15 protein-coding genes are annotated in these 16,818 nt (G+C 71.9%); 11 read left to right on the forward strand and 4 right to left on the reverse strand.

Features of this window, described 5'->3' with window-relative positions; translation table 11 throughout:
- The 6 genes from HMPREF3159_RS15035 to HMPREF3159_RS15060 form a co-directional block, all read left to right on the forward strand.
- Positions 1-1,128 (forward strand): ABC transporter substrate-binding protein (locus tag HMPREF3159_RS15035; protein WP_070501982.1); only part of this gene is annotated, 1,128 nt, incomplete at its 5' end.
- A 143-nt stretch (positions 1,129-1,271) separates the two neighbouring features.
- Positions 1,272-2,027 (forward strand): ABC transporter permease, encoded by a 756-nt coding sequence (locus HMPREF3159_RS15040; protein WP_070501983.1) that lies wholly within the window; start codon positions 1,272-1,274, stop codon positions 2,025-2,027.
- A gap of 182 nt (positions 2,028-2,209) precedes the next feature.
- Positions 2,210-3,427, forward strand: a complete 1,218-nt coding sequence (locus HMPREF3159_RS15045; RefSeq protein WP_070501984.1) for an acetyl-CoA C-acetyltransferase — start codon at positions 2,210-2,212, stop codon at positions 3,425-3,427.
- Positions 3,427-4,791 carry an acyl-CoA dehydrogenase family protein gene (locus HMPREF3159_RS15050; RefSeq protein ID WP_070501986.1) on the forward strand — a complete coding sequence of 455 codons (1,365 nt, stop codon included), beginning with the start codon at positions 3,427-3,429 and terminating at the stop codon, positions 4,789-4,791. The genes HMPREF3159_RS15045 and HMPREF3159_RS15050 overlap by 1 nt, the downstream gene beginning before the upstream one ends.
- 604 nt (positions 4,792-5,395) lie before the next feature.
- Positions 5,396-6,364, forward strand: a complete 969-nt coding sequence (locus tag HMPREF3159_RS15055; RefSeq protein WP_070501988.1) for an AAA family ATPase — start codon at positions 5,396-5,398, stop codon at positions 6,362-6,364.
- On the forward strand, positions 6,357-8,888 hold the full coding sequence (locus tag HMPREF3159_RS15060; RefSeq protein ID WP_070501990.1) for a S8 family peptidase: 2,532 nt from the start codon (positions 6,357-6,359) through the stop codon (positions 8,886-8,888). The genes HMPREF3159_RS15055 and HMPREF3159_RS15060 overlap by 8 nt, the downstream gene beginning before the upstream one ends.
- Positions 8,889-9,184: 296 nt before the next feature.
- On the opposite strand, the gene HMPREF3159_RS15065 is transcribed toward HMPREF3159_RS15060, so the two are convergent.
- A complete protein-coding gene (locus HMPREF3159_RS15065) occupies positions 9,185-9,496 on the reverse strand; it encodes a hypothetical protein (protein WP_070501992.1) in 312 nt (103 codons plus the stop codon).
- A gap of 117 nt (positions 9,497-9,613) precedes the next feature.
- Positions 9,614-10,315, reverse strand: a complete 702-nt coding sequence (locus HMPREF3159_RS15070) for a CDP-alcohol phosphatidyltransferase family protein (protein WP_070501994.1) — start codon at positions 10,313-10,315, stop codon at positions 9,614-9,616.
- 220 nt (positions 10,316-10,535) lie between these two features.
- Here HMPREF3159_RS15070 and HMPREF3159_RS15075 point away from each other — a divergent pair, with 220 nt between their 5' ends.
- Positions 10,536-11,402: a hypothetical protein gene (locus HMPREF3159_RS15075; protein WP_070501996.1), complete on the forward strand. Its 867-nt coding sequence runs from the start codon at positions 10,536-10,538 to the stop codon at positions 11,400-11,402.
- 175 nt (positions 11,403-11,577) lie between these two features.
- On the opposite strand, the gene HMPREF3159_RS15080 is transcribed toward HMPREF3159_RS15075, so the two are convergent.
- Positions 11,578-11,862, reverse strand: coding sequence for an antibiotic biosynthesis monooxygenase family protein (locus tag HMPREF3159_RS15080; RefSeq protein ID WP_070501998.1), 285 nt, complete (start codon positions 11,860-11,862; stop codon positions 11,578-11,580).
- Positions 11,863-12,189: 327 nt separating this feature from the next.
- Positions 12,190-13,095, reverse strand: a complete 906-nt coding sequence (locus HMPREF3159_RS15090; RefSeq protein ID WP_070502003.1) for an NAD(P)-dependent oxidoreductase — start codon at positions 13,093-13,095, stop codon at positions 12,190-12,192.
- 112 nt (positions 13,096-13,207) lie between these two features.
- On the opposite strand from HMPREF3159_RS15090, the gene HMPREF3159_RS15095 reads away from it, so the two are divergent.
- From HMPREF3159_RS15095 to HMPREF3159_RS15110, 4 genes are all read left to right on the forward strand, one after another.
- On the forward strand, positions 13,208-14,290 hold the full coding sequence (locus HMPREF3159_RS15095; RefSeq protein ID WP_070502005.1) for a D-2-hydroxyacid dehydrogenase: 1,083 nt from the start codon (positions 13,208-13,210) through the stop codon (positions 14,288-14,290).
- Between the two features lie 19 nt (positions 14,291-14,309).
- The gene (locus tag HMPREF3159_RS15100) at positions 14,310-15,068 is read left to right on the forward strand and encodes an IclR family transcriptional regulator (protein WP_070502006.1); all 759 of its coding nucleotides are present in this window, start codon (positions 14,310-14,312) and stop codon (positions 15,066-15,068) included.
- Positions 15,069-15,131: 63 nt separating this feature from the next.
- Entirely contained in the window at positions 15,132-16,586 is a 1,455-nt protein-coding gene (locus tag HMPREF3159_RS15105) for an MFS transporter (RefSeq protein WP_070502007.1), read from the forward strand.
- A gap of 89 nt (positions 16,587-16,675) precedes the next feature.
- A partial coding sequence (locus HMPREF3159_RS15110) for an SDR family NAD(P)-dependent oxidoreductase (protein ID WP_141748262.1) occupies positions 16,676-16,818 on the forward strand: 143 nt, incomplete at its 3' end.

The raw sequence follows: 16,818 nt of genomic DNA on the forward strand, positions 1-16,818 counted from the left end.
CTCGCCGCCCGCGGCGAGGTCCCCGAGCCCCGCGGAGGGCAGGCCGGGAGCGGGTCGGGCGGCGCGGGACGTGACGGGACGGACCCGGCCCCGCAGCGCCCGCTGCGAATCGCCTATCTCCCCATCACCGACGCCGCCCCGCTGCTCATCGCCCACTCCCGCGGCCTCTTCGCCGAGGCGGGGGTCGAGGTGGCCGAGCCCGTGCGGCTGCGCTCCTGGGCCACGATGGGCGAGGCCCTGCTGGCAGGGAGCGTCGACCTCGTCCACCTGCTGTTCCCGATGGCGCTGCAGATGCGCCTGGACCTCGGCGCCGACATCACCGTGCTCGGCGCCAACCATTCGGGCGGCTCCGCCCTCACCCTCGGCCGGGACATGCCCGAGCTCGGCGCGCTCGCCGGCTCCGCCCTCGCCGTGCCCGGCTGGTTCTCGATCCACAACATCATCGTCCAGCAGATGCTGCGCGCCGAGGGGCTCACCCCCGTCGTGCGACGCACCGCCTCCCGCGACCGGGGCGAGGTCACCCTGGTGCCGATGGCGCCCTCGGACATGATCCCGGCGCTGGACGCCGGATCGATCAGCGCATACACCGTGGCCGACCCCTTCAACGCGATGGGCGAGACGACGGGAGCCGGCACCATCGGTCGCTTCCTCGGCGACGTGTGGCGCTCCCACCCCTGCTGCGTCACCGTCGCCGCCGGAGCGCTCCTGCGCCGCCCGCCCGAGCAGATCGCCGGCGTCGCCGAAGCCCTCGTGCGGGCCCAGATCGCCTGCCGGGAGGACCGCGCGGGCGTCGCCGCCGAGCTCGCCGGGACCTACCTCCCCCAGCCGCCCCCCGCGATCGCCGCGGCGATGCACCGCGAGGGCGCCGGGCACGCGCACGTCGCCCATCCCGAGTGGCACGGGGAGACCATCGACTTCACCCCCGTGATCAGGCCCGGCTTCACCGCGCAGCTCGTCCGCGAGATGCGCACCACCGTGCTCGACGCACCCCTCGGCGCGCTCGCCGAGATCGACCCCGAGGACGCCCACGACCTGGTCGTCGACGACACCGCGCTGCGTGACGCCGCCCGGCGGATCGACCCCGGCTCGCTCGTCGGCCTCGACGACCCCGAGGAGATCGCCCCATAAGCCTCGTCCCCGCAGACCTCGACTCCGACGACCCCGACCGTCCCGAACCCCGGGACGACGCCTTCCCCGGGGCTCGTCCCCGCGATCCCGCGGGACGCGGGCCCGACGGGACGTCGCGGCGCCCCGGTGGTCGACGCAGCGGCGTGCGTGCGGAGCGCGGTCCTGCCCTGGCCTGGGGAGTGCTCGGCGTGCTCGCCGTGGGGCTCGCGTGGTGGGCCCTCACCGCGGTCGGCGGGGCGGGCAGTCCCATGCTCGCGGCGCTGAACCCCCTGGGCGTGCCCTCCGCCCTCGCCTCCCTGCTCGCCACCGGCGTGCTCGTCCAGGACCTCGTCACCAGCACCCTCCGCCTCCTGCTCGGCATGGGGATCGCCGTCGCCGTCGGCATCCCCGCCGGGGTGCTGATCGGGCTGCACCCTCCGACTCGCTGGGCGAGCGCGCTGCCCGTCCAGTTCGTGCGCATGATCTCCCCGCTCTCCTGGGCGCCGGTCGCCGTGGCGCTGCTGGGCGTCGGCTCGGCACCGGTGGTCTTCCTCGTCGCGGCCGCGGCGATCTGGCCGATCCTGCTGGGCACCGCGGCGGCGGTCGCCGCGATCGACCCTCGCTACGTCGCCGTCGCCCACACCCTCGGCGCGAACCGGCGCGAGATGCTGCGCACCGTGCTCGTCCCCTCGGTGCGGCCGGCCGTGCTGCAGTCGATCCGGCTCGCCCTCGGGATCGCCTGGGTGGTGCTGGTGCCCGCCGAGATGCTGGGCGTGACCAGCGGGCTCGGCTACGAGATCCTCAACGCCCGCGACCGCCTCGCCTACGACGAGATGCTCGTGGTGATCCTCGTGATCGGCGTGCTCGGCGCCGCGATCGACCTGCTCGCGCGTCTCCTCCTGACCCCGCGCCGGGGATGATCCGGGCGGCGCTCACGGGGCGCCGAGAACTGCTCCGTTTCCCACCAGGTACCTGCAACCCGTAGTATCACTAACGCCGGCGTCCGGAGCCGACGTCGGCCGCAGGTCCCGCGGGCGCGGATCCCTGCGGCCGCGCCGCGACTCCGGCCCGCCCGAAGACACCGCCGTCCCAGGAGGAACCCGTGCCCGAAGCCGTCATCGTCGCCGCCACCCGCTCACCGATCGGGCGGGCCCGCAAGGGGTCGCTGAAGGATGTCCGGCCCGACGATCTCGCCGCGCAGACCATCCGCGCCGCCCTCGACCAGGTCCCGCAGCTCGACCCCGCCACCATCGACGACCTGCAGCTGGGCTGCGCGATCCCCGAGGGCTACCAGGGCGGGAACCTCGCCCGCACCGTCGCCGTGAAGCTCGGCCTGGACACCGTGCCCGGCGCGACCGTCACCCGCTTCTGCGCCTCCTCGATCCAGACCACCCGCGCCGCCTTCCACGCCATCGCCTCCGGCGAGGCACGCGCCGTGATCTCTGCCGGCGTCGAGTCGATCTCGCTGAGCACCGGCAAGCTCATGGAGGAGGACGCCCGCGACCCGGAGTTCAGGACTGCGTGGGAGCGCACCGAGAAGCGCGCGACCCGCGAGATCCCCGCCCCCTGGCACGATCCGCGCGAGGACGGCGAGCTGCCCGACGCGTACATCCAGATGGGCCAGACCGCCGAGAACGTCGCCGAGCTGCGCGGCGTGACCCGTCAGGCGCAGGACGAGTTCGCCGCCCGCTCCCAGAACCGGGCCGAGGCCGCGCAGGCCTCGGGCTTCTTCGCCCGCGAGATCACCCCGATCACCCTCCCCGACGGCACCGTCGTCGACACCGACGACTCCCCGCGCGCCGGCGTCACCTACGAGGCCGTCGCCGGTCTCGACCCGGTCTTCCGCCCGGGCGGCACCGTCACCGCCGGCAACTGCTGCCCCCTGAACGACGGCGCCGCGGCGCTCGTGCTGATGGAAGCGGAGTACGCGAAGGAGCTGGGTATCACCCCGCTCGCCCGCGTCGTCGCCACCGGCGTCTCCGGGCTCAGCCCCGAGATCATGGGCCTCGGTCCCGTCGAGGCGACGAAGAAGGCCCTCGACCTCGCCGGGCTCACCATCGAGGACATCGACCTCGTCGAGCTCAACGAGGCCTTCGCCGCCCAGGTGCTCCCCTCCGCGGAGGACCTCGGCATCGACCACGACAAGCTCAACGTCCACGGCGGGGCGATCGCGCTCGGCCACCCCTGGGGCTCCACCGGCGCCCGACTCACCACCACGCTCCTGAACGGCCTCGCCGAGCGCGATGGCCGCTACGGCCTCGCCACCCTCTGCGTCGGCGGCGGCCAGGGCATGGCCCTCATCGTCGAGAGGATCAAGTGATGACCAGCAACGACATCCGCACCACCACCGGCACCAGCAGCTGGGACGCCCTGGCGCCCGGCCACATCTCCCTCGGCGGCAACCCCGGCACCGACGGGAACCGCGACCGCGTCGACTCGGTGGTCACCGAGCGCGCCGTCGTCTCCGCGCCCGACGCGTCGGCCGCCACCCCCGAGGCGCTCCTGCCCGCGACCGCGGACCACCTCGCGCTCTTCCAGGACGTCGAGGGCGAGGATCTGAGGGCCTGGGCCGACGCCCGCTCGCTCGCCGACGAGGTCCTGCCGCGGATCAACGACTGGTGGGACCGCGGCGAGTACCCGATCGAGCTCGTCGCCCGCCTCGGCGAGCTCGACCTGCTCACCGACGGCCTGGACGTGCCCGGCCACCGCACCCTCTCCCCGCTCGCGACGGGCCTGGTGAACATGGAGCTCTCCCGGATCGACGGCAGCGTCGGCACCATGGTCGGCGTGCAGGGCGGGCTCGCGCTGCGCTCGATCATGCTGCTGGGCTCCGAGGAGCAGAAGCAGCGCTGGGGCGACTCCCTCGCCACCGGCGCCGAGCACGCCGCTTTCGCCCTCACCGAGCCCGACCACGGCTCCGACTCCGTCTCGCTGGAGACCGTCGCCCGCCGCGACGGCGACGAGTGGGTGCTGACCGGCGAGAAGCGCTGGATCGGCAACGGCGCCGGATGCCACCTCTCGGTGGTGTGGGCTCGGATCGATGACGCAGCGGATCCCGCCCTTCACGGCCAGGTCAGCGGATTCCTCGTGGACCAGTCCCTGCCCGGCTACGAGGCCGAGGTGATCCGCGGCAAGGTCGCGCTGCGCGCCATCCACCAGGCCCACATCACGCTGAACGAGGTGCGGGTGGGGCTGGATCAGCGCCTGCCCGGGGCGCGGAGTTTCAAGGACACCTCCAGGGTCCTCTTCGCGACCCGCGCCGGGGTGGCCTGGGGCGCGCTCGGCCACGCGATCGCCTGCTACGAGGCGGCGCTCGAGCACGCGCAGAACCGCATCCAGTTCGGGCGCCCGCTCGCCAAGGCCCAGCACGTCCAGGTGCGGCTCTCGGACATGCTGCAGACCCTCACCTCGATGCAGCTGTACTGCCGCCGCCTCGCCGACCTCGAGGCGGCCGGCACCATCCGGCCCGAGCAGGCCTCGCTCGCCAAGGTGCACAACACCCGCGCCGCCCGCGAGATCGCCTCGAACGCCCGCGATCTCCTCGGCGGCTCCGGGATCCTGCTCGAGAACCGCGTGATCCGCCACCGCAGCGACATCGAGGCGCTGCACACCTACGAGGGCACCGACACGATGCAGTCCCTCATCGTGGGTCGCTCGATCACCGGGACCAGCGCGTTCGTGTGAGCGGCCTGGTCGGGACAGATCGGTAGGATGCGGCGGCGGAGCGGGGGCTCCGCCGCCGCTCGTGCGCTCAGTGGGGGAGGGGCTTTTCCCTCAGCGGGCCGCGCTCCGCGCCCTGCCCGCCTCCACGACGAGGAGGACCACCAGGATCGCCTCGACCGCCTTCGTCACCAGGTACGCGCCACTGCCCGGCAATTCCTGCGGGGGAGCTCGTCGCCTGGGTTCGGCTTGCCCCTGGACCGGTGAAACGGCGGCCCAACACCCGCGGTGGCTCTTCGTGCTCAGGAGATTTGGCACGTCCGCGGCGTTCTGAACCGGCTCGGCGACGCCATCGCGGAGCACACGCTCGCACGGGCGGAGGGCACCTTGCCGCTGATGACCGGGATCGCGCCGACCGCCACACGGATTGCTTCCACAGTCGTGTGGTTTGCGTGCACTATGAGTCGCTTGGACGATCACGACTGCATCCGAGAACGTTGTCGGGACTCAATCACGCCGGCAGTGCTACGAGAAGCTGCCAATAGTGTCGCCCTCCCATGCGCCGAGAGCTCCCAAGGCGGGAGACCCCGAGCCGGTACGATGGAGTAGAGCGTGGAGGAGGTGCGTCATGGCTGGGCTCGGAGAACACATCACCGCAATGGTGCGCAGTCACGCTTCGGGCGATGACTCCGCGTTCTACTCATTGGCGCTCCAAGCCGCCGCTCGCGAAGCCAAGCGCGGGCATCACGTGCTCGCCAGCGACATCAAGAAGGCCGTCGACTCCTCCCGTGACCGGGCGCCTTTGGGGACGGTCACCCCGATGCCGCAGCCTCGCGGCGAACTCGCCGAGCTGGTCGAGGAGACCCACCCCGCTGTTCGCCTCCGCGAGCTTGTCGCCCCCGCGGAGCTGGTCGCGCAGATCAGACAGGTGCTCGCTGAGCAACGACAGCGAAAGAACCTGCTCGACCACGGTTTTGCCCCGGCCCATCGACTGCTCCTTGAGGGGCCTCCGGGGACGGGAAAGACGATGACCGCGGCCGTCCTCGCGACCGAACTGTCCTTGCCGATGTTCACGATCCGGCTCGACAGCCTGCTGAGCAAGTTCATGGGCGAGACCGCCAGCAAGCTCCGACTGGTCTTCGACGCTGTCGCGCGCACACGCGCCATCTACCTCTTTGACGAGTTCGACGCGCTCGGCGCCGACCGTTCAGGCAACGATGTGGGCGAGGCGCGACGCATCCTCAACTCATTCCTCGTCTTCCTCGAAGAAGCCAGCCCCGAGTCGCTCGTGCTCGCCGCCACCAACCACCGCACGATCCTCGACAAAGCGCTCTTCCGCCGGTTCGACGCGGTGCTGACCTACTCACTGCCCGACGCTCGCCAGGCTGTCTCGGTCATCCGGGCACGGCTGGGAACCCTCGCCAGCGGTACTAGCCTCGCCAAGCTCGGCGAGTACACCGCCGATCTCAGCCACGCGGAACTCGTCAAAGCGGCCGAGTCTGCTGCCAAGAGCGTGCTCATGCGAGGAGAGGAACATGTGGGACGCGACGACCTGGTCACCGCGTTGAACGCTCGTCGAATGGCCAGCCTTGGCTGAGCCCGGTCGCGATCTCGACCACCTTTATGTGCACGAGCATGCCCAGACGCAGCGCTTCCACCGCCCTCCACAAGGGGGACCGTCGAAACGACGCAAGGTCGACCGGCACGGGCACGGCCAAGAACTCAAGGACTCCGCCGAGAGCGCGTTCGAGGACTCCGACGAAAAGCGCGGCGAGCACGACCTGAGCGATGACGAGCTCCGGGCCACAGGCACGGTCATCGTCCTCGAGGGCGAAAGTGCCGCCTTCCCACTGAAGCTCGACTCACTCAGCAGCTACACCCGTGGCCGACTCAAGCATCCGAAATGGCTACTGTTCTCCGTCCGGGAAGCAACGAAGGAGCAACCCGAACGTGCCACCGTGTGGGTCGCGGATGACCATCGGCAGGAGTTCCTGCAACTCTTCCAGGACTACCTCGACAAGGACACAGCCAAGGGCAGCCCGAAGTACCAGGATCTGGTCGCGAACATCGCCCGCATCCGGCGCGCCGTCCTCACCGATCTGTGGACCTCTGACGGGGAACCACCGCAGCGCGGCACCCACTGGTGGGAGCTCTGGCTGGATGCGGGAAGCGAACACCTGGCCACGTTCGGCGGCTTCGTCGCCGCCAACGGTCTGCGATCAGCCACTCGCTCGTTGCAGTTGCGTGACCGCGTGATCGTCTGGGTCCAAGCGAGCTGGTCGCAGCTGGAGATTCTTCCCTTCACTGCCGTCCCGCTCACTGAGATCCGTAGACCGGAGTTCATCGACACAGTCGAAGACCTCGAAATCGGTGAGCAGCAGGACTTCGTCACTGACCTTGCCGACCGCGTCATAGCGGCACCCGCCGATGCCCCCGCCGTCTGCCATCTCGACACTGGTGTGCTGCGCACCCACGTCCTCCTGCGCGACTCCTTGGCCACAGATGATCACCACACTGTCATCGGTGCTTCCGGCACTGACGTTCATCACCATGGACACGGCACCTCGATGGCCGGCCTCGCGCTCTATGGAGACTTGGAACCCCACCTGGTCGGCAGCCACCCGGTCGTGCTGCGCCACCGCCTCGAGTCGGTGCGCATGACGCCAGGCATCGGCGAGAACCAGCTGGATCCCATCGACTACGGCAGCGCCACCGTGCAAGCGGCCGCGCTGCCCAAGATCGCCAACGGGAGATCCCGCGTCTACTGCCTCACGTTGAGCTACCCACCAGAGCACACCGGCCAGCCCACGCTGTGGTCCGCCGCGGTCGACGCCATCGCAATGGGCACCGACAGCACCCACGATGGCGACCAGTTCCAGCTGATCGGTGAACCCGATCCCGATAGCGCCCGCCTCATCGTCGTCGCCGCTGGCAACGTTTCGCCCTACATGGACGATCACCGCACCAACTCTGAGACCTCCCCGGTCGAGGACCCCGGGCAAGCATGGAACGCGCTCACCGTCGGCGCCTACACCGACCTCGCTGACACTCCGCAGCATCCGCAATATTCAGGCTGGTCTCCGCTAGCCGAGCCGGGCGAGCTGTCCCCGCACAGCCGCACCTCCGTCCTGTTCGACCAGCGCCGGTGGCCGATCAAGCCTGACATCTGCATGGAAGGCGGCAACGTCCTCTCCAACGGGGCCGGGGACTTCAACGAACGACACTCGCTTCTGTCATTGCGCTCCACAGGCAACACCAGTGATACCGCCCTCACCTCAGCAAACGCCACCAGCGCGGCCACCGCCCAAGCCTCCCGCCTCGCCGCGCTGGCGATGGATCGATACCCCAGCTACTGGCCTGAGACTGTTCGCGGTCTGCTCACGCACTCCGCCGAATGGACAGAGGCGATGGCGCGGCAGGTGACGGCAAAGATCGGCAAGAATGAACGGCACCAGTTGCTGCGCCAGTACGGATGGGGTGTGCCCGCCGAAGACGCGGTCCTCAACTCCTCCCGGCAGGCCGTCACGCTCATCTCGCAAGACCAGTTCGTACCTTTCCACGGAACACACCGTGCCATGCGTCACTTCCGGCTCCACACCCTGCCGTGGCCAGTTGAGGTCCTCGAGGAGCTCGGCAGCACTGATGTGCGGCTGCGAATGACGCTGTCGTACTTCATCGAGCCCTCCGCGGCCAGGCGCGGATGGCGCAACCGATACGCCTACGCCTCCCACGGGCTACGGTTCGACCTGCAAGGCCAATTCGAGAGCCAGGCCGACTTCATCGCGCGGATCAACCGCGATGCGCAGGACGCTGAAGAGGGATCAGCACCCGGCAAGAACTCCTCCGACCGGTGGCTGGTCGGATCACTGGCCCGGAACCTCGGCTCCCTGCACCAGGACGAGTGGCACGGCACTGGTGCCGAGCTCGCCAGGTGCAACAGCGTCGCGGTGTTCCCTGTCGGCGGCTGGTGGAAGTACAACACTCGCGCGGGACGATCCGACTTGCCCGTCCGGTACGCACTCCTCCTCTCGCTGCAGACCACAGAACAGAACGTTGACCTTTACACGCCGATCGCGACGCAACTGCACGTGCCGATCGAGACTGCTGTTCCAGCAACCTGAGCGCCCCGCACTCGCCACCGGAACACATCACGTGGCTGGTGATGATCCACGCCAGAACCAGCGGAGGAGCCGGGATAGTCAGGACGGGGCAGCTGTTCCTATCCCGGTTACGAGGCGCCGGCGTCCTCGCCGCGATGGTCTCCTCCGACGTGTTCGCGCACGAGGTGCAGAACGCGACCTTCGGCCACGAGGTGCGGATCGTCGCGCCCGGCGGGAAGCAGCAGATCACCCTCGAGGGCTGAGACCGCATCCCGGCAGGCGCACCGTCGCCGGTGCGCCGGGGGCGGGCGATTCCCTCAGCGGGCCGCGCTCCGCGCCCTGCCCGCCTCCACGACGAGGAGGACCACCAGGATCGCCTCGACCGCCTTCGTCAGCAGGCCGACCGCCATGAACGGCGGACCCATGACGAAGTACAGGACGATCGTGAGGACCGTGTAGCCGATCAGGACGTAGCGGGCGGCGGGCCGGAACCGCTCCAGCGCTGCCAGCGGCGCGTACAGCAGCACCAGCAGGCCCAGGTAGCCGAGGCCGTTGAGGACGAACAGGGGGATGCCGAAGGAGAGGTGGACGATCGCGGTGATCAGGGGGGTCAGGATGATCCCGCTCATCACGGGGTAGCCGGCCGGAGGATTCTGGAGCGACTTGCGAGGTCTCCCGTCGTGGCGCCGCGGGGGCGGCGCCGGGTCGAGGTCTCCGGGTGCGCGACAGGCGTCGCTGCCGCCCCCTCAGCGTAGTACCGTCCGCTGCGCACGCTCGAGGCGGATGACGTCCCGTCCGAAGGAGGCCACGAGCAGGGCCAGGGCGAGGGCGACCACCGCGGCCGCCGCCGGGACGGGGACGACGGGGACCAGCGCGATCAGCAGCGCCACCCCCTGACCTCCGCCGACGAGCCGCCGGAACTGGCTGAAGGTCAGCGGCTCCCGCAGCGCAGGCCGCACCCGCGACGCCGCCACGAAGGCATAGCGCATCAGCCCGATCGCGAGCGCCCACGGACCCACCACCGTCGCGGCGAGCACCGACAGCACCATCACCAGCGCGGCGTCGGCCTCCATGTCGATCCGGGCGCCGACCGTGCCGGCGCTGCCGGTGTGCCGCGCGACAGGGCCGTCCAGGGCGTCGGTGGCCAGGGTCGTCGCGATCAGCGCGGCGAGCGGCCACGATCGCGCGGCCAGCTCCCCGCCGAGGGTCAGCACGGTCGCCGCCGCGAGCGCACCCGCCCCGAGGTGGCGCAGCAGGGTCAGGGCGTCGGCCGCCGTCACCGCACCCGGGGGTCTCGGACGCAGCGTCGAGGCCGCCACGGGCCACGTCGCGAGAGCGGCCCCCACCGCTGCGAGGGCGAGGAGCCTCGAGGTGGGAGCGGCGAGGAGCACCACGAGCACGCCGGCGAGCACCTGCCCGCCTGCGAGCACCGCGAGGACCGACTCCACCCGGCGGAGCCTCCCGGGAGGGGGGGCGGGACGGGCGATGTCGCGGCCATGTCGGCGAGCGTAGCGGGACGCCTCGCCCGGCCGGCCGGCCCCCACGGTCACGAGTCGGTGACGAGAGCGCGTGAATTGTCCCGCGACCTGCTACATTCCGCTCACCGCTGCCGCACGGGCCACCGGAAGCGCGGGCTCCTGGTCCCTTCTGCACCCCTGGCGGTCACCGATGTCCGACGTCTCCTCGCCTCAGTCCCTGCCCGCCCTCGCCCCCGACGGCGCGGCAGACCCTGCTCCTGCTCCCTGGGCGCTGCTCGCGCCCGCTCAGCGTGATGACCCGCAGGCCGACACCGCGCATGCCGACACCGCGCAGGCCGAACCTGCGCAGGTGGACACCTGGTCAGACCCCTCGCTGCTCCCGCCCCCGTCGGCGCCGCCGGAGCGTGCCCGGAGCAGCGCGCTGCCGATCGTCGCGATCGTGCTGTCCACCTTGGCGCTCGCCGTGTCGAGCCTCGTGCTCGTGCTGGTCCTCGTCCTCGGCGGGCTGGCGTACATCTACGGCGGTGCGCCGTACGTGATGAGCGATCCCGTCGGCGGGTACTCGAGCATGTACACGCCGGGCAGGGTCACCGATGCCTCCGGTGCGGTCGTCACGGACGTCGGCACCTACGACCGTCCCGCCACGCTCGGGGAGCACACCCTGTCCTGGCCGACGGTGAGCGGCGGGGTCGTCGAGGTGACCGTCACCGAGGTGGACTGGGATGCGGACGCCGCCGTCGCCACCGACCCCGCGAACCCCCCGCCCGACCCGAGCGCGGGATACGTGCTGGCCAGGGTCGACGTCGCGTACACGGGTCCCGGCGGCACGGTCCCGACCGAGGACCTCTACCTCTGCCTCGAGTCGACGTCCTGGGCCAGCTGCCACATGGACCTCGACGTCGCGACCGCCGCCCCGCTCCGGGACATCGGCGCCCTCACCGACGGTGACCGGGCGACCGCGATCGTCGCCCTCGAGCTGGCCGAGGGGGAGCGCGGCTCCGCCCTGTTCTCCGTCGAGACGATCGACGGCGAGCCGCTGTACCTCGCGGAGCGCTGAGCGCGCAGGACGCCGGGGCCCGGAGCTCAGCGGGCGGACCGGGGAGAGGGGACGACGGTGAGCGAGCAGGCAGGATCTGCGATGCCGGGCCCCGTCCCTCGTGGTCGGTCGCGTCGGCCGAGCGAGGCGGGAGGGTGCAGAGGCAGGGGGCGTCCTGGCGGGCTGGGCGCCCGAATCAGTCCAGGTCGACCACCTCGAACTCGAGAATGCCCTCGGCCCGGGAGACCGTGGTGGAGGGGTCCCGTGACTCGCGCTGGTCGGCCCAGGCCCGGAAGCTCTCCTCGTCGGCCCAGCGGGTCAGGACGAAGTAGTGCTCCTCGCCCGCGACCGGGCGCAGCAGCTCGAAGCCCTCGAAGCCGGGTGCCCCGTCCACGGAGTGCTTCCGGGCGGCGAAGCGCTTCTCGAGTTCGCCTGCCTGCCCGGCGGGGACGGCGAGACGGTTGATCTTCACGACGGTCACAGGTTCCTCCTGGTGGTCGGGGCTTGGGGCGGGCGGTGCGGCCGCCCGATGCGGCCAGTATCGGCGCGCAGCGCGCCGCCGCGCAGGACGGAGGGACCGAGGCGGCGGCCGGCGATCGTGGTACGGAGGGTCCGGGCGGGCGGCCGACGGTCGTGGTCCGGCGTAGTCCGAGCGCTCAGCGCACCGAGTGCCTGTGGTTCGGGCGGTGCATGTGCAGCGTCGGGTGCTGGGCGGCGAGGGGCTCGCAGAGCGCCGCGACCTTCGGGTTGTGGGCGAGGCCGACGAAGATCGCATGGGCCTCGGGGCTTGCCTGAGCCGCGAGAGATGTCAGGCGCCGCGCTCGGCGACGAAGCGGCGCGTCACCGAGAGGTCCTCCTCGCCGAGCCCCGCCGCGACCAGCTCGTCGTACGCGACCCGCAGCGCACCGAGCAGGGCGGGGGAGGTTCCGGTGTCCTCGGCGACGTCGGCCGCGAAGCCGAGGTCCTTGGTCATGTACGCAGCGATGCCGCCGGGGGAGTAGTCGCCGGCGACGAGCTTGTCGCGCTTGTCCGCCAGCAGCGTCGAGCCCGCGTAGCCGCCGGAGAGCACCTCGAACAGGTCCGCCGGGGTGATGCCGCTGCGCTCGGCGAGGACGGTCGCCTCGGCGATCGCCATCATCGTCGCGCCGACGATCATCTGGTTGCACGCCTTCGCGACCTCGCCGGCGCCCAGCGGGCCGAGGTGGCGCACCGTGCCGCAGGGAGCGAGGAGCGTCGCCGCCCGTCGGACGTCCTCCTCGGCGCCGCCGGCCATGATCGACAGCGTCCCCGCTGTCGCCCCGGCCTCGCCGCCCGAGACCGGGACATCCACGACCCGCACCCGGCCGCCCGTCTCGTCGTGCAGTCGCGCCGCGAGCTCGCGCACCCCGCGCGGGGAGCTCGTCGAGCCGATCATGAGCAGCAGCTCCGTGCCCGCGGCGAGCAGTGAGTCCGGGCCCTCGAGCATCGGGGCGAGCTGGGGCAGGTCAGGGAGCATCACGAGTGCGGCATCGACCTGCTCGGCCAGCTCGCGAGGGGTGTCCGCCCAGGTCGCACCGGCCTCGATCAGCGACTCCCTGCGGCTGCGGGAGTGGACCACGAGGGCGCCGTGCGCGGCGAGCAGGTGGCCGGCCATCGGCTCTCCCATCGAGCCCAGGCCGATCACGCCCAGGCGCGCGCGGGAAGGGGCGGTGGAGGAAGCGTCGTCGATTCGCATGGCGACAGACTACGGTAGTCCACTGGAGTGGACACTGTTCACTCCTCTGAATCTGGGGTACGCTCGCCCCGCAGTCACCGCAGACCGTCCCCGTCCGAGCGAAGGAGCTTCGATGACGACCACCCCCGAGCAGCCGGCCCCCGCCGATGCCGCCCGCCCCCGCGTCGTGATCGGCGTGGACCTCCCCGAGGAGCTCTGCGCCCGCATCGAGCAGGCCGAGCCGCGCGTCGAGGTGGTCCGCGACCACGAGCTCTACCGCCCCCGCCGCTTCCCGGCCGACTGGGAGGGCGATCCCGCCCACCAGCGCACCGAGGAGCAGCAGCGCCGCTTCGAGGAGATGGTCGACAGCGCCGACGTGCTCTTCTCCCTTCCCGACGTCGACCCCGTCCAGCTCGCCCGCACCGCGAGCGCCAACCCGCGCCTGCGCTGGGTGATGACCATGGCCGCCGGCGGCGGCTCTCAGCTGCGCGCCGCCGGCCTCGCGCCCGAGCAGCTCGAGCGCATCGCCGTCACCACCAGCGCCGGCACCCACGGCGGCCCGCTGGCCGAGTTCGCCCTGCTCGGCGTGCTCGCCGGCGCGAAGACCCTGCCCCGCCTCCTCGCCCAGCAGCGCGACCACGACTGGTCCCCGCGCTGGGAGATGCGCCAGCTCGACACGATGCGGGTGCTGGTCGTCGGCCTCGGCGGGATCGGGAAGGCCTGCGCTGCGCTGTTCCACGCCGTCGGCGCGACCGTGCTGGGCACCACCCGCTCCGGCGCGCCCGTCGAGGGCGTCGACGAGCTCGTCCCGATCGAGGAGCTCGCGAGCGCGGCCGCCGACGTCGACGCGATCGTCGTGACCCTCCCCGGCACCGACGCCACCGTCGGCCTCGTCGGCCAGGAGGTGCTCGGCGCCGCCCGGCCCGGGACGATCCTGGTCAACGTCGGCCGCGGCACCGTCGTCGACGAGCCGGCGCTGCTGGACGCCCTCGAGACCGGCCGGATCGGCTTCGCCGCCCTCGACGTCGTCTCCCGCGAGCCGCTCACCGCCGACAGCCCCCTCTGGGACCACCCGAACGTGCTGATCAGCCCGCACACCGCGGCGCTCGACCGGCGCGAGGAGGAGCGGATCGTCGCGCAGTTCATCGAGAACCTCCGCCGCTTCCTGGACGGCGAGGAGCTCGCCAACCGGGTCGACACCGTCGAGTTCTACTGAGCCGGAAGGCTGAGCGACCATGCCCGAGACGACCCGCGACCCCGCCCCCGCCGTCACCCGCGCGCTGCGCGTGCTCGAGCTGCTCGAGCAGTCGGGCGGCGCCCCGCTGTCCCTCTCCGACCTCGCCCGCGCCCTCGGCGCCGCGAAGTCCTCCACCTCCAACATCTGCGCCGTCCTCGAGGACGGCGGGATGATCCGCCGCGTCGAGGCCGGGTACCGCCTGGGCCGACGCACCGCCGAGCTCGGCGGCGCCTTCGCCCACGAGTTCAACCAGATCCGCGAGTTCTACGGCGTCGTCGAGGCCGACCCGGTGCTGCGCGGGGAGGTGGTGCAGGTCGCGATGCTCGACGGGGAGTACTCCCTCTATCTCGCCCGGCACGAGGGCCGCGCCCACCGGCTCGGCACCCCGCTCGGCTCCCGCCTGGCCGCCGTCACCACCGGCGCAGGGCTCGCGATGCTCTCGCGGCTGGACGACACCCGCGTCGACGAGGCCATCGCCCGCACCGAGGCGCCCGACCTGCCGCCCGCGGAGCAGATCCGCACCCAGATCGCCGAGACCCGCGAGCGCGGCTGGTCCGTCGACCCCGGCCGCGGGCTGTCCGGGATCTGGGGCGTGGCCGTGCCGCTGGAGCCCTGGCGACCCACCGACCCGCCCCTCGCCCTCGGCGTCGCGCTCCCCGCCGCCGAGGCCGACGAGCAGACCATCGAGCGCCTCGGCCGCGCCGCCCTCGGCGTCGCGGCCCAGCTCACCAACCCGTTCCTCCGACCCGCCGGCTGACCCCGGCGCCGCACACCCCGGGGGCCCGTCGGCCCCTCTCTGAGCCATCGAAGGAGATGTCCCATGAGCTCCACCCCCCACCCCACGACCCCGCCTGATGCGGTCGCCGCCGACGCGGACCGCGAGTACCAGGCGAACCTGCGCCGGGCCACGCTCTCCTCGAGCGTCGGCAGCGCGCTGGAGTACTTCGACTTCGCGATGTACGGCCTGATGACCGCCCTGGTCTTCGACCAGCTGTTCTTCGACCAGTCCAATCCCGCGATGGCGCTCATCGCCGCCTTCGGCATCTACGGCGTCGGCTTCGCGGCCCGCCCCGTCGGCGGCCTCGTCTTCGGCCTGCTCGGCGACAAGGTGGGCCGACGCTTCGTGCTCGTCACCACCATCGTGCTGATGGGCGGCTCGTCCATGCTGATCGGCGTGCTGCCCACCTACGAGTCCGTCGGCGCGCTCGCCCCCGCGCTGCTCGTGATCCTGCGGCTCGCCCAGGGCTTCGGCGCGGGCGCCGAGCAGGCCGGCTCCACCGTGCTGATGGCCGAGTACGCCCCCGTGAAGCGGCGCGGCTTCTTCTCCGCCCTGCCCTTCGTCGGCATCCAGGCCGGCACCCTGCTGGCCGGCCCCGTCTTCTCCGCCCTGACGCTGCTGCCCGAGGAGCAGTTCCTCTCCTGGGGCTGGCGCCTGCCGTTCCTCGCCTCCGTGGTGCTGATCCTGGTGGCACTGTGGATCCGGGCGAAGCTCGAGGAGACCCCCACCTTCGTCCACCTCGAGAAGCGCGAGCAGACCGCCGAGCGGCCGCTGCGCGACATCTTCACCAAGGGCCTGCCGGGCGTGGTCACCGGCATCGGCCTGCGCATGGCCGAGAACGGCGGCTCCTACCTCTTCCAGTCCGTCTCCCTCGCCTTCGTCACCTCCGCCGCGATCGGCCTGGACCGCGGCTCCGTCGCCTGGGGCGTGACCCTCGGCAGCCTCATCGGCGTCTTCTCCGTGCCGCTGACCGGCGCGATCTCCGACAAGGTGGGCCGAGTTCCCGTCTACCGCTTCGGCGCCGTGTTCATGCTGGTCTACAGCTTCCCGGCCTGGTGGATGCTGTCGCTGGGCAGCACCGGACTCTCGATCGCCGTGGTCGCGATCGGCATCGGCGTGGCCGTGAACTCCATGCTCGGCCCGCAGTGCGCGATGCTCCCCGAGCTCTTCGGCAACCGTCACCGCTATCTCGGCGTGGCGATGGCCCGCGAGCTCTCCGCGGTGCTGGCCGGCGGCCTCGCCGGCGTGCTCGGCGCCTCCCTGATGGCCTGGACCGACGGCAACTGGATCGTGCTGGGCCTGTACATGGCGACCCTCGCCGCGATCACCACCGCCTCCACGTTCCTGGTCCCCGAGACCCGCGGCCGCGACCTGCTGCGCACCGAGGACGCGATCCGGCTGTCCACCACCGAGAAGGACTCCGCCTACGAGGCCGAGGCCGCCGTTGTCCCCGGCTCCGGCGCCGCGGACGAGACGTCGAGCTCCGCACGGGCCTGAGATCCTCGGAGGAGGCCCGGGCCCGTTCCACGGCCCGGGCCTCCTCGTCCGACCACGCCCCCGCACGTTCCTCACGAAGGAGAGACATCGTGTCCGCCCTGTTCGACCTCACCGGCCGCACCGCTCTGGTCACCGGCTCCACCCGCGGCATCGGCCGCGCTCTGGCCACCGGCCTCGTCCGGGCAGGGGCCCGCGTGATCGTCCACGGCCGCGACCCCGAGCGTGCGGCCGC

This window comes from Brachybacterium sp. HMSC06H03 (assembly GCF_001807385.1).
GTDB classification, from domain to species: domain Bacteria; phylum Actinomycetota; class Actinomycetes; order Actinomycetales; family Dermabacteraceae; genus Brachybacterium; species Brachybacterium conglomeratum.